The sequence below is a fragment of the Kineobactrum salinum genome (assembly GCF_010669285.1).
Classification (GTDB): domain Bacteria; phylum Pseudomonadota; class Gammaproteobacteria; order Pseudomonadales; family Halieaceae; genus Kineobactrum; species Kineobactrum salinum.
Genome location: NZ_CP048711.1, coordinates 2,693,691 through 2,709,143 on the forward strand (window position 1 = coordinate 2,693,691; position 15,453 = coordinate 2,709,143).

General features: G+C 64.5%; 14 protein-coding genes and 1 pseudogene. 6 read left to right on the top strand and 9 right to left on the bottom strand.

What is annotated here, in order from left to right:
• Positions 1-15: 15 nt before the first annotated feature.
• The 4 genes and pseudogenes from accB to G3T16_RS21880 form a co-directional block, all read right to left on the bottom strand.
• Positions 16-486 (bottom strand): acetyl-CoA carboxylase biotin carboxyl carrier protein, encoded by a 471-nt coding sequence (gene accB, locus G3T16_RS11785; RefSeq protein WP_163495435.1) that lies wholly within the window; start codon positions 484-486, stop codon positions 16-18.
• Between the two features lie 24 nt (positions 487-510).
• The gene (aroQ, locus tag G3T16_RS11790; RefSeq protein ID WP_163495436.1) at positions 511-954 is read right to left on the bottom strand and encodes a type II 3-dehydroquinate dehydratase; all 444 of its coding nucleotides are present in this window, start codon (positions 952-954) and stop codon (positions 511-513) included.
• 196 nt (positions 955-1,150) lie between these two features.
• Positions 1,151-1,801, bottom strand: a complete 651-nt coding sequence (locus G3T16_RS21875) for a thioredoxin family protein (protein WP_456298667.1) — start codon at positions 1,799-1,801, stop codon at positions 1,151-1,153.
• Positions 1,802-2,922: pseudogene (locus G3T16_RS21880) on the bottom strand (protein-disulfide reductase DsbD domain-containing protein); the annotation flags it as partial.
• A gap of 154 nt (positions 2,923-3,076) precedes the next feature.
• Between G3T16_RS21880 and G3T16_RS11800 the strand changes: the two are divergent.
• Together G3T16_RS11800 and G3T16_RS11805 are read left to right on the top strand one after the other, a co-directional pair.
• A complete protein-coding gene (locus G3T16_RS11800; protein ID WP_163495437.1) occupies positions 3,077-3,544 on the top strand; it encodes a copper chaperone PCu(A)C in 468 nt (155 codons plus the stop codon).
• 11 nt (positions 3,545-3,555) lie between these two features.
• Positions 3,556-4,593, top strand: a complete 1,038-nt coding sequence (locus G3T16_RS11805) for a DUF2333 family protein (protein ID WP_163495438.1) — start codon at positions 3,556-3,558, stop codon at positions 4,591-4,593.
• A 203-nt stretch (positions 4,594-4,796) separates the two neighbouring features.
• Here the strand turns inward: G3T16_RS11805 and G3T16_RS11810 are convergent, their stop codons facing one another.
• On the bottom strand, positions 4,797-5,141 hold the full coding sequence (locus G3T16_RS11810; RefSeq protein ID WP_163495439.1) for a pentapeptide repeat-containing protein: 345 nt from the start codon (positions 5,139-5,141) through the stop codon (positions 4,797-4,799).
• Positions 5,142-5,219: 78 nt separating this feature from the next.
• Here G3T16_RS11810 and G3T16_RS11815 point away from each other — a divergent pair, with 78 nt between their 5' ends.
• Positions 5,220-7,595: a DNA polymerase II gene (locus G3T16_RS11815; RefSeq protein WP_163495440.1), complete on the top strand. Its 2,376-nt coding sequence runs from the start codon at positions 5,220-5,222 to the stop codon at positions 7,593-7,595.
• A 148-nt stretch (positions 7,596-7,743) separates the two neighbouring features.
• On the opposite strand, the gene G3T16_RS11820 is transcribed toward G3T16_RS11815, so the two are convergent.
• Entirely contained in the window at positions 7,744-8,745 is a 1,002-nt protein-coding gene (locus G3T16_RS11820; RefSeq protein WP_163495441.1) for an adenosine kinase, read from the bottom strand.
• 87 nt (positions 8,746-8,832) lie between these two features.
• Between G3T16_RS11820 and mrcB the strand changes: the two genes are divergently transcribed.
• Positions 8,833-11,088, top strand: a complete 2,256-nt coding sequence (mrcB, locus tag G3T16_RS11825) for a penicillin-binding protein 1B (RefSeq protein ID WP_163495442.1) — start codon at positions 8,833-8,835, stop codon at positions 11,086-11,088.
• A gap of 100 nt (positions 11,089-11,188) precedes the next feature.
• Positions 11,189-11,524 carry a tetratricopeptide repeat protein gene (locus G3T16_RS11830; protein WP_163495443.1) on the top strand — a complete coding sequence of 112 codons (336 nt, stop codon included), beginning with the start codon at positions 11,189-11,191 and terminating at the stop codon, positions 11,522-11,524.
• A gap of 68 nt (positions 11,525-11,592) precedes the next feature.
• Here the strand turns inward: G3T16_RS11830 and G3T16_RS11835 are convergent, their stop codons facing one another.
• On the bottom strand, positions 11,593-13,089 hold the full coding sequence (locus G3T16_RS11835; RefSeq protein ID WP_163495444.1) for an ATP-binding cassette domain-containing protein: 1,497 nt from the start codon (positions 13,087-13,089) through the stop codon (positions 11,593-11,595).
• 82 nt (positions 13,090-13,171) lie between these two features.
• On the opposite strand from G3T16_RS11835, the gene G3T16_RS11840 reads away from it, so the two are divergent.
• Positions 13,172-13,792 carry an NUDIX hydrolase gene (locus G3T16_RS11840; protein ID WP_232059052.1) on the top strand — a complete coding sequence of 207 codons (621 nt, stop codon included), beginning with the start codon at positions 13,172-13,174 and terminating at the stop codon, positions 13,790-13,792.
• Between the two features lie 10 nt (positions 13,793-13,802).
• Here G3T16_RS11840 and G3T16_RS21885 read toward each other — a convergent pair whose 3' ends face one another.
• Together G3T16_RS21885 and hemB are read right to left on the bottom strand one after the other, a co-directional pair.
• Complete coding sequence (locus tag G3T16_RS21885; RefSeq protein ID WP_232059053.1) at positions 13,803-14,129, bottom strand: hypothetical protein; 327 nt, start codon at positions 14,127-14,129, stop codon at positions 13,803-13,805.
• 319 nt (positions 14,130-14,448) lie between these two features.
• Positions 14,449-15,453 (bottom strand): porphobilinogen synthase, encoded by a 1,005-nt coding sequence (gene hemB, locus G3T16_RS11850; protein WP_163495445.1) that lies wholly within the window; start codon positions 15,451-15,453, stop codon positions 14,449-14,451.

Sequence of the window (15,453 nt, forward strand, 5' to 3'; positions counted from 1 at the left end):
CTAGGCGACGGACGATCAGATGATGGAGAACAGGGGTTGCTCGAATTCAACGGGCTCGCCGTCGTCCGCCAGGATTGCCTCAATCGTGCCGGCCTTGTCCGCCTCGATCTGGTTCATCATTTTCATCGCCTCGACGATGCAGAGCACGTCCCCCACCTTGACTGTCTGCCCCGGCTCGACGAATGGTGGCGAGGTGGGTGACGGAGAGCGGTAGAAGGTACCGACCATGGGTGAGGTAATGAAGGTCCCGCGACTGGTGGCCGCCGGTGCGGGTGCGGCGCTGCCGGTTTCGGCCTCGGGCGCAGGCGCCGCTGTGGGCGCTGCGGGTGCAGGTGGCGGGGGTGGCGGATGGGCGTAGGCTGCCATCATCGGCTGTGCGCTGTTGCGACTGATGCGGACCGACTCCTCGCCCTCCTTGATTTCGATCTCGTCGATGTTGGATTCTTCCAGCAGCTCGATCAGCTTCTTGACTTTGCGAATGTCCATAGGATGCTCTCTCTGGTTTCCGTGTTATGACTGTTCCAGTCTGCTCATCGCAGCTTGCAGCCCAAACTCATAGCCCTGCGCGCCAAAGCCGCAGATCACACCCTCGGCCCGGTCCGAAAAATAGGAATGTTCCCGGAAGGGCTCCCTGGCATGAGTATTGGACAGGTGGATCTCGATAAAGGGGATCTCGACGGCGGCCAGTGCATCGCGCAACGCCACACTGGTGTGGGTGAAGGCGGCGGGATTGATCAGGATGAAATTGATGCCCTCGTGGCGGGCGTCGTGAATGCGCTCTATCAGTTCGTATTCGGCATTGCTCTGCATCGCCAGCAAATGGTGGCCGTGCTCAGTCGCCAGCGCCGCCAGTCTGCGATTGATATCATCCAGTGTCGTGCTGCCGTAGATTGCCGGCTCGCGCTCCCCCAGGAGATTCAGATTGGGCCCGTGTAACACCAGAATGGTGGCCATTTGTTGGTCGCTCCCCTTGCCGAGGCCATAACAGGAAATTCTCGCGCAAAAGCCGCATTGTGTCTATGTTTATCACTATTTATCGGGAATTGGCGTCAATTAGGCACCTGTTGGCGGAGTTTTACAGTTTTTGGGAATTTGCAGGGATCTCCGGGTTCAATCCGGACAAGTCACCCGATAATGCTGCAAGTATAGGTTATATTCCGGAATCTGCCCCTATCCTGCCGGCAATTTCGGCAGATGGCCCAGGCAGGGCGGCAAGGGCCCGCAACACCGTACCCCGGGTCAGGAGCTGGGGCAGAATAATGGGTTCGGCGCCGGGGTCGCCGGGATACAGGACGTACAATGGAATACCGCTGCGCCCGTGCAGGCGGAGGAATTCTGCAATGGCGGCGTCATAATTGGTCCAGTCGGCCACCATGTAGGTCACTCCGTGGCGCTGAAAAGCCGCGTTGATTTCAGCGGAGTGCAATACCGTTCGTTCGTTGGCGATACAGGTAATACACCAGTCCGCGGTCACGTCGACAAACACCGGCTGGCCGCTGCCGCGCAGCGCATCTATCTGCTGCATGGACCAGGCCACCCGGCCCGCTGCCGGTGTCGTGCTCGCCGCTTCATCCGCAGGCGCGCGCCACAGCCCCAGACCCAGCGCCAGCACCACACAGCCCAGTGCCAGCGCCCGCCGCCACGGGGCCGACGCCCACAGCCAGAGCCCCAGCGCCAGCAACAGAGCGCCGAGCAGGGCCGCTGCCATCGTGTCGACGCTGGTTTGCCGGCCCGCCACCCACAGCAACCAGATCGCGCTGGCATACAACGGAAAGGCCAGCAGTTGCTTCAGGCTCTCCATCCAGGGTCCCGGTCTGGGCAGCCAGCCGCGGGCCCGGGCGCTGTAGCTCAACAGCAGCAGCGGCGCCGCCATGCCGGCCCCGAGCGCAAAGAAGACCGCCAGCGCCACCGCGGGCGGTTGGGTAATGGCGAAGCCCAGTGCCGCGCCCATGAAGGGGCGGTGCAGGGGCTGGCAACAACCACCGCCAGCACGCCGGTAAAAAAGCTGCCCAGTCCGCCCTGGCGTGCTGTCAGTCCATTACCGAGGTTCATGATGCCGCTGCCCAGCTGCAGCAGGCCGGACAGCGACAATCCCATGACCAGGAACAGGTAGGCCAGTGCGATTACAAAGGCAGGCGACTGTAGCTGGAAACCCCAGCCGATAGCCTGGCCGGCGCGCTGCAGCAGGATCAGCAGCGCCGCTACCGCCAGGAAGCTGGCGATAACACCGCCGGTGTAGAGCCAGCCCTGGCGCTGATGTTCGCCCTCACGGGCGCTGGCGAAGCCCAGTACTTTCAGGGACAGGATGGGGAACACACAGGGCATCAGGTTGAGGATGATGCCGCCGAGGAATGCCAGCAGCATCATCCTGGGCAGTTGCATATAGGAAGGCCTGTCCGGCTCCGATCCGGAGCCCGCGACATTGCCCGCCGCGGTGCGGCCCGGCAGCGCGACCGGTGTTGCGGCCCCGGTGCTGAAATCGATATCGAAGGCCTGGGTCTGCGGGGGATAGCACAGGCCGGCGTCCGCGCAGCCCTGGGATTTCACGGTCAGCCGGGCATACTGTGGCGACTCCGCCGGCTGCAGCAGGATATCGGCATCCTGATAGTACACCCGGACATCGCCAAAAAACTCATCGTGACGCTCCAGTGCCTCGGGCAGCGCAACCTCCAGCGGCAGCTTGCGTCCGCCAGACTGGAGCGCAAAGTCGAACCCGTGCTGGTACAGATAGTAGCCGTCCGCAATACGCCAGTAGAGCCTGACGCGGCCCTGTTCTCCGGTCTCGAGTTCCAGCTGGTAGGCTTCCTCGACCGGCAGGAATTGCGGGTTGCCAAAGGCATCCGCGGCGTTGCCGCCAGTTCCCAGCTGGGCCAGGGCCAGGCTGGTGGTCAGCCAGAGCACACTGGCGACTAAAAAGCGCATGTCGATTCCTCTGGGGGACTGCTGCTGGTGGTTGCGGGCGCCATTGTAGCAGGGCTGGTGTTGCCGCCCAATTGCTTGGGTCCAGCCCTGGCTAAAATGCTATGATGCTGGGACGTTCGGAATGCCAAATAGTTTCATTGCAGGAGAGTCAGGTATGTTAGCGGGAATCCGGCCGGCAGCTGTGGTGGCCAATCTGTTGTTGATGGCGGCGGCCGTGGCGGCCGAACCCTCGGTTACACTGCACGACGCCTGGGTTCGTGCATTGCCGCCCACCCAGTCCAATACCGCGGCCTATCTGACGGTGCACAATTCCGGCACAGAGCCTGTCGTTATCGACGGCGCCCGGACGGCGCTGGCCGGACGGGTCGAGTTGCATGACAGCGTGACGCGGGACGGCATGGCGCGCATGGAGCAGCGCGAGGCCATCACTGTGGCCGCGGGCGAAAAGCTGCATTTTGCGCCCGGCGGTTTGCATTTGATGTTGCTGGAGCTGGAGCACATGCCGGCAGCGGGCGAAGAACTTGAAATCTGCCTGCGGGTAGCGGGAGAGTTCCTGTGCACACTGGCGGTGACGCGCAAATCGGGGCCGGCTGCAGAGCACGACGCCCACCAACACCACTGAAGAGGCGGATGATGACCAGATTGAAAGAGCGGATAGCGGCCTGGCGTAGCGGCGCCGATGCCCGCCATCGCTGGCTGATGGCAGTGTTGCTGGTGCTGCTGGTCTACCTGGTGCTGACGATACTGCTGGGTATGTACTGGAGCATTGCTCCGGCCCGCTTTGATGTCACCGCGCGGGCCGCGCAGTACGCCGAGGAGGACGGGGCCCAGGTGACCACCGGCTCCACCATGACTGCCGCGTTGATTGGCGTCATGGAAACCCTGCTAGAAAAGCCCGGTGGCTACCTGCAGAACGATGTGTTCCCGCCCGGGCTGTGGCTGGACAATATCCCCAACTGGGAATACGGCGCACTGATCCAGTCCCGCGATCTGGCGCGGGCGCTGCGCGAGGTGCTCAGCCGTTCCCAGTCACAGTCGACTGAGGACAAGGACCTGTCCCTGGCGGAGCCCCGCTTCAACTTCACAGCCGACAGCTGGATATTGCCGGCGGCGGAATCCGAGTACCGGGATGCGATCGGCTATGTGCGCAGCTACCTGCGGCGGTTGCAGGACGAGGACGTCAGGAATGCCCAATTCTATGCCCGCGCCGACAATCTGCGCTACTGGCTGGCGACCGTCGATTCCCGTCTCGGGAGCCTGTCCCAGCGGCTCAGTGCCAGCGTGGGCAAGCGCCGCCTCAACACTGATCTTTCCGGCGAGGGCAGCGCCAGGCAGTCGACCCGCAGCGGCGACGAGGTGGCGGTCCAGACGCCGTGGAGCGAGATCGATGATGTCTTTTTCGAGGCCCGCGGGACGGCCTGGGCGCTGATCCATTTCCTGAAGGCCGCGGAAGTGGACTTTGCCGATGTGCTGGCCAACAAGAATGCCCGGGTCAGCCTGCGACAGATCATTCGGGAGCTGGAGGCCACCCAGGCCACTATCTGGAGCCCGATGATCCTGAATGGCAGTGGCATGGGCGTACTGGCCAACCATTCGCTGGTGATGGCCTCCTACATCAGCCGCGCCAACGCGGCGATCGTGGATTTGCGCGACCTGTTATCCCAGGGTTGAATGGCACTTGCCAAGGCGATTGGGTGCCTATAATCCGGTCACTACTTCCGGTGAGTACTTTCGAGACACGCCGTGAACCCTTCCATGGGGGCTCGGATGCGACATCCATGTCGCATACGGTCTCGAAAGTACTCACCGGAAGTAGCGCCCTCATTCCGGAGCAGACCTGAAGTAGTGCTCCAGGGTTGATTGAGTTTGTTTATCTATTTGCGGTCGTAGCGCAGACGGGTGCCGGTATCCAAAGACAGGCGAATCTCGGTGGCACTGATGGCTGCGGGAAAGTAGGTGCCGGACAGTTTCGCATCCAGCAGGCTGGCGCCTTCCAGGTTGGTGTCCCGGAAATCGATGCCACTGAGATCCGCATTGCGGAAGTAGGAGTTGCTGAAGTCCAGCCCACGGGCATTCATGTTGCGCAGGTCCCGGCCGCGATAGTCGCCGCTGCGCAGCTCACTGGTGTCCAGCGTGTCCCGCTGCTCATTGAAACCCTTGATATCCTCATTGCGCAGCAACTGGTAGAGGGGGTCTTGCTTGATAACAGGTTTGCTCATGGGCTTGGCTTCCGGGCAGTATTTCGCGAATCAACAGGGCGTGAACGATGCACTATAGCTTAAGCCACCCGGCCGCCCATGCCTAGCGTACAGGGCGCGCAGCGGGACCTGGATTGCGAGGGTTTTCTGCTGAGCCGGCACTGGCGCGACACTCCGCGGGGGATCGAGCTGGAGTTCTGGTTCGCCAGCGAAGCGGGACCGCTGCGGGTGCTGGTGCAGGGTGAGCGCAGTGTCTTGTTTCTCTCCGCCCGGGAGACAGCACAGCAGCAGGCCCTGCTGGAGTCCTGGCCGGGTGTCAACTGCCGTCCGCTGGCGCTGCGGGATTTCAGCATGGGGCAGGTGACCGGCGTCTACAGCGACAGCTACCGCCAGGCCCGCGAGCTTGCCGACCAGCTGCGGGCCCGGGGGGCGACGCCGCTGGAGGCTGATATCAATCCCGCCGACCGCTTCCTGATGGAGCGATTCATCGCCGGCGGCGCGCGGCTGCGGGGGGCCGCGGTGTCGCGTGGCGACCATCTGCAACTGTTGAATCCCGCGCTGCGCCCCGCCGCCTGCCGCCCCGTGCTGAAGCAGGTCTCTTTCGATATAGAAACCGCGCTGGAAGGCCTGCAGTTGTATTCGATCGCGGTGCATGCCAGCGGCCCGGAGGGCGAGCAGCGCCGGGTCTTCATGCTGGGTGCCGGCGCGGAGGCGGACTATGTGGCGGCGTTCCCTACCCAGGCCGCGGTGCTGCGGGCCTTCCTGGACTTTGTCGCGGTCTACGACCCGGATGTACTGATCGGCTGGAACGTGGTGAATTTCGATACCTGGTACCTGCAGCGGCTGGCGGACCAGCTGGGCCTGCCGCTGCGGCTGGGCCGGGGAGGTGCCACGGTGCACTGGCGCGAGCTGGACGCAGAGGGCGAGCGGCGCACAGCGCGGCTGCCCGGGCGGGCGCTGCTGGATGGCATCGAATTGCTGCGCGCGGCATTCTATCGCTTCGAGAGCTTTTCCCTGGAAGCGGTGGCCCGGGAGCTGCTGGGCGAGGGCAAGCTCCTGCACGGCGCTGACCGCGGCGCCGAAATCACCCGCCTGTTCCAGCAGGACAAGACCCGCCTGGCCGCCTACAACCTGCGTGACTGCGAGCTGGTGAGCGCCATCTTCAGCAAGACCCGTCTGCTGGAATTCGCGCTGGCCCGCAGTGCCATGACCGGGCTTAATCTCGACCGTTTGGGCGGTTCGGTGGCGAGCTTTGACAACCTCTATCTGCCGCGTCTGCACCGTGCAGGCTATGTGGCGCCCACTGCCAGCGGTGATCTCGCCGGCAGTCCGGGCGGCTTCGTGCTCGATTCCCAGCCGGGAATCTACGACCACGTGCTGGTGCTGGATTTCAAGAGCCTGTACCCCAGCATTATTCGCACCTTCGCCGTCGACCCGCTGGGGCTGGCGCTGGGAATGGCCGGCACGTTGCCGGAGTCCGCCACACTGGCGGGCTTCGACGGTACCCGGTTTGCCCGCGAAGGCCATATCCTGCCGGGTCTGATTGCCGATCTGTGGCGGCAACGGGATGATGCCCGCAGTGCCGCCGATGCGCCGCTGGCCCAGGCCATCAAGATCATCATGAACTCGTTCTACGGTGTGCTGGGCACGCCCGGCTGCCGGTTCTTCGACCCGCGCCTGGCCAGCGCCATCACCCGCCGCGGCCATGAGATTCTGCTGCGCACCCGCGAGCGCATTGAGGCCAGCGGCCACCGGGTTATCTACGGCGACACCGATTCGGTGTTTGTCTGGATCGCCGGGGCGGCAGATGACGCCAGCGCCGAGGCCGCCGGACGCGAGCTGGAACGAGACCTGAATGTCTGGTGGCAGCAGGAGATCGAGCGGCAGTTTGGCCTGGAAAGTGTGCTGGAGCTGCAGTTCGAAACCCATTTCCGGCGCTTTTTGATGCCCACCATACGCGGCTCCGACAGGGGCAGCAAAAAACGCTACGCCGGACTGGTGGGTAGCGGTGCGGCGCAACAACTGGTGTTCAAGGGATTGGAGAACGTGCGCAGTGACTGGACCCGGCTGGCACGCGAATTCCAGCAGGAGCTGTACCGGCGCGTGTTCCTCGAACTGCCCTACGAGGACTACCTCTGTGGCCTGAGCGCGGCGGTACTGAGCGGCGAGCGGGACAGTGAGCTGGTCTACCGCAAGCGCTTGCGCCGCCGGCTGGACGACTACCAGCGCAACGTGCCGCCCCACGTGCAGGCCGCCCGGCTGTACCGCGAGCGCAGCCTGCCATTGCCGAGGCGCGGCGACTGGATCGAGTATGTGATCACCACGGCGGGACCTGAGCCCGCCGCGGCCCGGCAGGCGCCGCTGGATTACGACCACTACGTTGAACGCCAGCTGCAGCCGGTGGCAGATGGCATTCTCGGCCTGCTGGGCACCTCGTTCGACACCCTGACGGGCCGCCAGATCGACCTGTTCTGAATGCGGTCCATGGGCCGCACACGAGGTTTGAAAAAGCCTCAGCCCACCTCGGTTTCGTCTGGCTCCGCGCGATTGTCGGCAGCCTCCACTTGTGTCCGTGCTGTGGACGAAGGGGAGGGAAGGCTCGTGATTTATGACTCAATAAGCATTAGTTGCCGAAAAACTCCGCGCGCAGGGCGGGATAATCCGCTGCTGGCAGGCGCGGACCGAAATTTGCCACTACCTTGCCAGCGGCCAGGCTGGCGAAGCGGCCGGCCGTGGCGAAGTCCTCGCCGCGGTCGAGGGCGTGCAGGAAGGCGCCGGCAAACATGTCCCCGGCGCCATTGCTGTCGACCGCCTGCACACGATGGGGTGGAATCTGCTCCAGTCGCTGGCCGTCCCAGGTCAGCGCGCCCTCGGCGCCACGGGTAATGACGAAGCGGCGGGCCACCTGGCGCAACCGCTCGATCGCCTCGTCCAGCTGCTCGGTCCGGCCCCAGCCCAGGGCTTCCTCGACGTTGCAGAACACCAGATCCAGTTGCCGGCCGATAATGGCCTGCATGCCCTCGCGAAAATAGTTGACCATACCGGGGTCGGAGAAGCTGAGCACGGTTTTCACCCCCGCGGCCTCAGCCAGTTCCCGGGCCCGGACTGCCGCCGCGAGGCCGGTAGGGGAGGTAACCAGGTAGCCCTCGATGTACAGGTAGCGAGAGTCAGCCAGCGCCTGCGCATCCAGCTGCGCGACTGACAGCGTTTCGCTGATGCCGAGAAAGGTGTTCATGCTGCGCTCGGCATCGGGAGAAATCAGCACCAGGCATTTGCCGGTAGTGCCCGGGGGGCGTTGGCCGGGCATGCAGTGGTCCACGCCGGCTGCCTCCAGGTCGTGCAGGTAGATCGAACCGTCGGTATCGTCGGCGACCTTGCAGGACATGAACGTGGGGGTGCCGAACTGGGCCGCTGCAATCATGGAATTGCCGGCGCTGCCGCCGCTGGCATGGCTGGCCTTGACCAGGTGGTCGCGCAGATGGCCCAGCAGCTCGGCCTGGCGTGCCTCATCCACCAGTGTCATCAAGCCCCGTTCCACGCCCATCCGCGTGAGTTCTTCGTCCCTGACCTGCACCTCCGTATCCACCAGTGCCGCCCCGATGCCGTAAATCCCGTATTTTTTCATGTTCGCTGTGGTCCCCTTGCCGTCAGGCCGCTATTATCCGCATCCTTCGGGCAATTGAAAGCGGCTCTGTTATACACTCCGCAGCACATGACCAAGACTCGTCGACCTCTCCTCAAGATTCTGCTCACCGCAATCGCGGCGGGAGTGCTGTGTCTGGTGTATCTGGACGCGCGTATCACCTCGACATTCACCGACAAGATGTGGGAGTTGCCGGCGAAAGTGTATGCGCGCCCGCTGGAGCTGTATACCGGAGCCCGGTTGTCGGCCGATGACCTGGCGTGGGAGCTGGAGGTGCTGGGCTACCGCAAGGTGACTGCCGCACGGCGTCCCGGCCAGGTGTCTCGCGCCGGCAACCGCTTCGACCTCTATACCCGCGGCTTCGATTTTCCCGGTGAGAGCGAGCCGGCGCGCCCCCTGCGCATTGAATTGCGGGATGACAGGGTACAGCAGCTGGTCAGCAATGGCAGGGGGCTTGACCTGATGCGGCTGGATCCCGTGCAGATCGGGGGGATCTATCCACAACATGGTGAGGACAGGTTGCTGGTACGGCTGGCGGATGTGCCTGAAACCTTGCGTCTGGGTTTGCTGGCAGTTGAAGACCAGCGCTTTTACCGACATTGGGGCTTTTCCATCAGCGGTATTGCCAGGGCTGCCTTCAGCAACCTGCGCTCTGGCCAGGTCGTGGCGGGAGGCAGCACCATTACCCAGCAGCTGGTCAAGAATTACTACCTGACCCCCGAGCGCACCATAGTGCGCAAGCTCACCGAACTGGTGATGGCGGTGCTGCTGGAGCTGCATTACAGCAAGGAGCAGATCCTCGAGAGCTACGTCAATGAAATCTATCTGGGACAGGAGGGGCCCCGTGCCATCCACGGCTTTGCGCTGGCAGCGCGGCACTATTTCGACACGCCGCTGGAACAGCTGGAGTTGCATCAGCAGGCACTGTTGATCGGCATGATCAAGGGGCCGTCCCTGTACAACCCGTTGCGCAATCCCGAGCGGGCCCGCGAGCGGCGCGACCTGGTGCTGGGCCTGATGGCAGAGCAGGATGTCATTTCCGGGGAACAGGCGCAGGCCGCGCGGGCACAACCGCTGGGCCTGAACAATCGCCGGGGGATACGCGATACTTTCCCGGCATACCTGGATCTGGTGCGGCGCCAGTTGCGTCTGGAGTACCGGGATGAGGATCTGGCCACCCTGGGCCTCAGCATCTTCACCAGCTTCGATCCGCTGCTGCAGCGCCAGCTGGAACTGAGCAGTGCGGCAGTGCTGCAGCAGCTGGACGGTTCGGGTGAGCTGCAGACGGCCTCAGTGGTCACCCGCTTTGACAGCGGCGAGGTGGCCGCGCTGATCGGCGGCAGGAAGGTACGCTACGCGGGCTTCAATCGCGCCCTGGATGCGCGCCGGCCCGCGGGTTCGCTGCTCAAGCCCGCTGTGTACCTGGCCGCGCTGGAGCAGCCCACCCGCTATACCCTGGCCACACCATTGTCGGATACCCCCTTCCAGGTAGATGGGCCCGGCGACCAGCTGTGGGAGCCGCGCAATTTCGATCGCCAGGCACACGGTGAGGTGCTGCTGCACCGGGCCCTGTCGAACTCCTACAATATGGCCACCGCCCGTCTGGCGATGGATCTGGGGCTGGATGCGATCGTCGACATGCTGCGCCGGCTGGGCCTGGAGGGCCCGATACCGCGGGTGCCGGCGCTGAGCCTGGGCGCCGGTGCCTACTCCCCGATGGACATGGCGGCGATGTACCAGAGCATTGCCGCCGGCGGTTTCCGGATGCCGCTGCGCAGTATCCGTGATATCGTCGACGCCCGCGGCGAACCGCTGCGGCGCTATCCGCTGGAATATGACCGCACTGTCAGCCTGCAGGCCATGCATTTGTTGCACTACGGGCTGCGCGAAGTGGTGCGTGAAGGCACCGGGCGGGGAGTCTATAATTATCTGGGCAGCAATTTTGACGTGGCGGGCAAGACCGGTACCACCAACGATGGCCGTGATTCGTGGTTTGCGGGCTTCTCCGGGGACTTGCTGACGGTGAGCTGGATCGGTCGGGACGACAACGGCGCCACCGGGCTCACCGGCAGCAGCGGTGCCCTGCGGGTGTGGGCCCATTTCATGTCACGCGCCAGCCAGCGCCCGCTGGACTACCGCATGCCGGACCAGATCAAGCCGGTCTGGGTCGACGGCAATAGCGGTGCTCTCAGCGCCGACGGCTGTTTGGGTGCGCGGATGATGCCGTTTATTGCCGGTTCCGAACCGCGCCAGCGCAGCGACTGCACAGGGCGGGAATCCACCATCAAGGACTGGTTTCAGTCCCTGTTCGGAGACAAGAAATGATGGCGATGACTGTGCGGATGCGAGCTTTGCCGCTGGCGGGTCTGCTGTTGCTGCTGGCAGGCTGTAGCATTTACTCCCCCCGGGGCGGCAGCCGGCGCCGGTGGAGACGCGACCGGATCCCACCGTGGTGACACCTCCCGAAACACAGCCGCCACGGCCAGCGCCCGTGCCGCCCGAGCCCAGTGCCGTCCACGCCTACGGCCCCCTGCTGGCGCGTGCGGAAACCGCTACAGCGCAGGGCGATTACGAGCAGGCGCTGGCATTGCTGGAGCGGGCCCAGCGGATCGATCCCGACAGCGCCGAGGTATACCTGCACCTGGCTCGCACCTATGCCGCCCAGGGCCAGACTGACCGTTCCCGCGCCACCGCCGAGCGCGGTATGCTGTACTGCCGTGGCGACCGCGAGTGCGCCGCGCTGCGGGCCCTGATCCGCTGAGATGCGGCGCAGTGTCCACTCCTGTTCTCGTCTGTCGAATCCCGCGGCCCTGCCGGTTGGCTAGCCTGTCAGCTGCACTCTGGGGCCGCGCTCTCGTCGCACTGCAATGCGAAGCCATCGTCGGTCGGAACAAAACGCAGTTGTTGATTGATGCAGGCAGGGGTGTCGCCGGCAGAGTGGCTGACAAAGATGATCTGGGTGTCGCTGTGGGTGGCAATATGGTCGATCGCCCGCAGCATCAGCTGCCGGTGGGGGCCATCCAGGCCCAGGGTGGGTTCGTCCAGCAGCAGTATCGCCGGTGACTTGACCATGGCCCGGGCCAGCAACACCATCCGCTGCAGGCCGAAAGACAGGGTATCGAAGCCGGCCCGGCTGTATTGGGCCAGCCCCAGTGCCGTCAGCCATTGCTGCGCGGTGTGGCGCTGCACATCGCCCCAGTCGTCGAACAGGCCGACACTGTCAAAGAAGCCCGATACCACGACTTCCAGCGCCCGCATGTTGTGGGCGAAGTTGAGTTGCAGCTGGGTGTCCAGCTGGCCGTATTTCTGCTTGATATCCCAGATGCTCTCGCCGCTGCCCCGGCGGCGCCCAAACAGGGTGATGTCCTGCCCGTAGGCCTTGTGATTGTCTCCCGTGATCAGGCTGAGCAGGGTGGTCTTGCCACAGCCGTTGGGTCCGGATATGCAGCAGTGCTGGCCGCGCCTGAATTCCCAGTTCACCCCGCGCAATACCTGCAACTCGCCGTAGCTGACGCTGACGTCGCGCAGCGTCAGCAGCGGCCCGTCCGGCAGGGAATAGGGGCGCTGGGCCGGGGCAGGCAACGCGCCCAAGGGCGGTAGCGGCGGATCCATCAGTGCCCTGACGGCGGGCTGTGCCAGCACGGAAGCGCGCTCGCCGCAGTCCAGCACACGGCCGTTGTCCAGTACCAGCACGTGGCTGACCCCGGCCGGTATATCCTCCAGTTGCCGGCACAGCAGCAGCACACTGGCGGTCCCCTGCAGCAGCTCGTCTATCGCCTCGCGCATCGCCTGCTGGCTGGCATGGTCCAGGCCGTCCAGCGGGCTGTCCAGTATCAGCAGGGCCGGCTGACTGAGCAGTGCCCGCACCAGCAGGGTCTTGCGCATCTCACCGGTGGAGATAAAGCGCAGGCCCCGCTGCAGAATATGCTCCATCCGCAGGCGCGCCACCCAGTCCCGGAAGCGGTTGTCGGGTTCGCGGCCATCGAGGATGGCGTCCTGGACCCGGGTGCCGGGGTCGGAGGCATCGGCGCGAAACTCGGAATCGTCCAGCTTGCGGTCCCTCGCGCACAGCGCCTGGGCCTGCTCGAAGCAGACATAGGCGACCCCCTGGCGAGGCAATTCCGGTGAGGCCTGGAACTGCCCCGAGAAGTGGCTGGCCTGGCCGCTGAGGATGCGCGCCAGGCTGGTCTTGCCAGCGCCATTGGGGCCGATGCAGGCCCAGTGCTGGCCCTGCAGCAGCTCCCAGTCGATGTGGCGCAGGACGGGTTTTGCGCGGTAGACCAGGCTGATGTCCCGCATACTGAAAAGTGTCGTATTGCTGCTCATTGTTTGGCTCTTGTGGTTCAGGTGACTTGTCACCGCGTCTCCCGGCTGGCTTAATCCGGTACTGGATTGTGAGAAATTTCTGGTGTCCATAGCATTGTTGCAATTGATCGAAACCCGGCTGGCGGGCCATCGCCCGGGGCGGCCGTGGCTGCGCCGGCTGATGAAGCGTTCGGCGGTGGCCCTTGTTCTGCAGGTGCGGGCCGGCGAGTTGCACATTCTAATGATCAAACGGGCAGAAAGGGAGGGTGATCCCTGGTCCGGCCACATGGCCTTTCCCGGCGGCCGGATGGACCCCGGCGATGCCCACGGCTATGCGGTGGCGCTGCGCGAAACGCGCGAGGAAGTCGGGCTGGACCTGCAGCGGCAGGCGCACTGCATTGGCCGGCTGTCGGATATCAACGCCCGGCCCCGCGGCCGGGGCTTTGGCATGGCTGTCAGCCCCTTTGTCTTCCGGATGGACGGCCCCGCTCATTTCCGGCTCAACCACGAGGTGGCAGAGGTGGTGTGGGTGCCGCTGGAGTTTCTGCTCGATGACGCCAACCGCGACAGCATGCGCTGGCAGCGCAGGCGGGTGAGCGTCAAAATGCCGTGCTATTTCTATGGCCAGCGCCGTATCTGGGGACTCTCTCTGGCCATGCTCGACGAGTTGATGGACCTGGTGGAAGACAGCGGCCGCCGGCGCAGGGAGTGGCGCCGGGCCTAGCCGGCCCTGGTTACTGGTTCTGACGCAGAAACTCCCGGGTGTCGAGCATCAGTTCGCGCAGGGCCGGATCCTCGCGGCTGGCTTCCAGCAGTGCCTCGCTGTCCACCTGGCCGCGGACGTAGGCAGCCACCAGATCCAGCAGTACCGGTGTCATCTTCGGATCCCGCTCCCAGCGCGGTGCATTGACCAGGTTGCCGGTGACCCACTGCTCGGCAAGCGCCAGCCAGTAGCCGCCGCAACTGGAGAGCCGGTAGTCGCCGATGCGGCCGTAGCTGAAATTGGGCGTATCGGGATCGAAGCCGCCCGGCACGTCCTCTTCAATACGATGCAGGGCCATGACCCAGCGGCTGCCCACCGGAAAATTGCTGGTCGGGGCCGGCAGAAGTCGCGGGCCTTGAGCCAGATACGGATGGTCGGCTGCACCTCGCGGCCGCGCAGGGTCTGCTCAAGAGCGAAGTCTATGGAGTTGCCCTTGCCCATCTGCGCGACAGTGCCGCTGACCACCAGATCGGCTCGCCCCTGGACCTCGCTGAAACTGCCCTGCCACAGGCAATCACAGTCCTCGATCTCCTCCTGCCCGGCGATCGCGGGCGGATGCAGCAGGAGTATCGTGCCCAGACAGATGAACAGGCAGTGACGGAGCATCGTGACAGTACCTACTGCAGCGCCCGGGCTGCCTGCAGCGCGAAGTAGGTCAATACGCCGTCGCAGCCCGCGCGTTTGAAAGCGAGCAGCGATTCCAGTATCACCGGTTCCGGTTCCAGCCAGCCCTGCTGGAAGGCGGCCATGTGCATGGCGTACTCGCCACTGACCTGATACGCGAAGGTGGGTGCCTTCAGCTCCTCCCGTACTCGCCGGACGATGTCCAGATACGGCATGCCGGGCTTGACCATGATCATGTCGGCACCTTCGGCCAGGTCCAGCGCACATTCGTGCAGAGCCTCGTCGCTGTTGGCCGGGTCCATCTGATAGCTGTACTTGTTGCCGCCGCGGATACTGTCGGCTGAGCCCACCGCGTCGCGGAACGGGCCGTAGTAGGCCGAGGCATACTTGGCCGCGTAGGCCATGATCAGGGTATTGGCATGGCCGTGTTGTTCCAGGCTGTGACGAATCGCGCCGATGCGGCCGTCCATCATGTCGGAAGGGGCGACCACGTCGGCTCCGGCCTCGGCATGCGACAGGGCCTGCTGTACCAGAGCCGCGCTGGTAACATCATTCAGTACATAGCCGTTGTCATCGATGATCCCGTCCTGGCCGTGCGTGGTATACGGGTCCAGCGCCACATCGGTGATTACGCCCAGCTCAGGCAAGGCGTCTTTCAGTGCCTTCACGGCCCGTTGTACCAGGCCGTCGGGTTGCCAGGCCTCCTCGGCGGTCAGGCTCTTGCCGTGGGCGGCAACCACCGGAAACAGGGCCAGCGCCGGTATTCCCAGCGCGCTGGCTTCCCTCGCGTGCTCGACCAGCAGGTCGATGCTGAGCCGTTCGATGCCCGGCATTGAACCGACAGCCTGCCGTTGACCCTGGCCCTCCAGTACGAACACCGGGTAGATGAAGTCGGCCGGCGTCAACAGCTGCTCGCGCACCAGCCGGCGGGAAAACTCCCGGGCCCGCAACCGGCGCATCCGGGTCTGGGGAAAAGGGCCTCTGTTGCTCTGGAACAT

What these genes read in the sequence shown, in the direction of transcription:
- accB (WP_163495435.1), bottom strand. Translation starts at nt 486, where the DNA reads ATGGACATTCGCAAAGTCAAGAAGCTGATCGAGCTGCTGGAAGAATCC.
- aroQ (WP_163495436.1), bottom strand. Translation starts at nt 954, where the DNA reads ATGGCCACCATTCTGGTGTTACACGGGCCCAATCTGAATCTCCTGGGG.
- G3T16_RS21875 (WP_456298667.1), bottom strand. Translation starts at nt 1,801, where the DNA reads ATGGAGAGCCTGAAGCAACTGCTGGCCTTTCCGTTGTATGCCAGCGCG.
- G3T16_RS11800 (WP_163495437.1), top strand. Translation starts at nt 3,077, where the DNA reads ATGTTAGCGGGAATCCGGCCGGCAGCTGTGGTGGCCAATCTGTTGTTG.
- G3T16_RS11805 (WP_163495438.1), top strand. Translation starts at nt 3,556, where the DNA reads ATGACCAGATTGAAAGAGCGGATAGCGGCCTGGCGTAGCGGCGCCGAT.
- G3T16_RS11810 (WP_163495439.1), bottom strand. Translation starts at nt 5,141, where the DNA reads ATGAGCAAACCTGTTATCAAGCAAGACCCCCTCTACCAGTTGCTGCGC.
- G3T16_RS11815 (WP_163495440.1), top strand. Translation starts at nt 5,220, where the DNA reads ATGCCTAGCGTACAGGGCGCGCAGCGGGACCTGGATTGCGAGGGTTTT.
- G3T16_RS11820 (WP_163495441.1), bottom strand. Translation starts at nt 8,745, where the DNA reads ATGAAAAAATACGGGATTTACGGCATCGGGGCGGCACTGGTGGATACG.
- mrcB (WP_163495442.1), top strand. Translation starts at nt 8,833, where the DNA reads ATGACCAAGACTCGTCGACCTCTCCTCAAGATTCTGCTCACCGCAATC.
- G3T16_RS11835 (WP_163495444.1), bottom strand. Translation starts at nt 13,089, where the DNA reads ATGAGCAGCAATACGACACTTTTCAGTATGCGGGACATCAGCCTGGTC.
- G3T16_RS21885 (WP_232059053.1), bottom strand. Translation starts at nt 14,129, where the DNA reads ATGGCCCTGCATCGTATTGAAGAGGACGTGCCGGGCGGCTTCGATCCC.
- hemB (WP_163495445.1), bottom strand. Translation starts at nt 15,453, where the DNA reads ATGTTCCAGAGCAACAGAGGCCCTTTTCCCCAGACCCGGATGCGCCGG.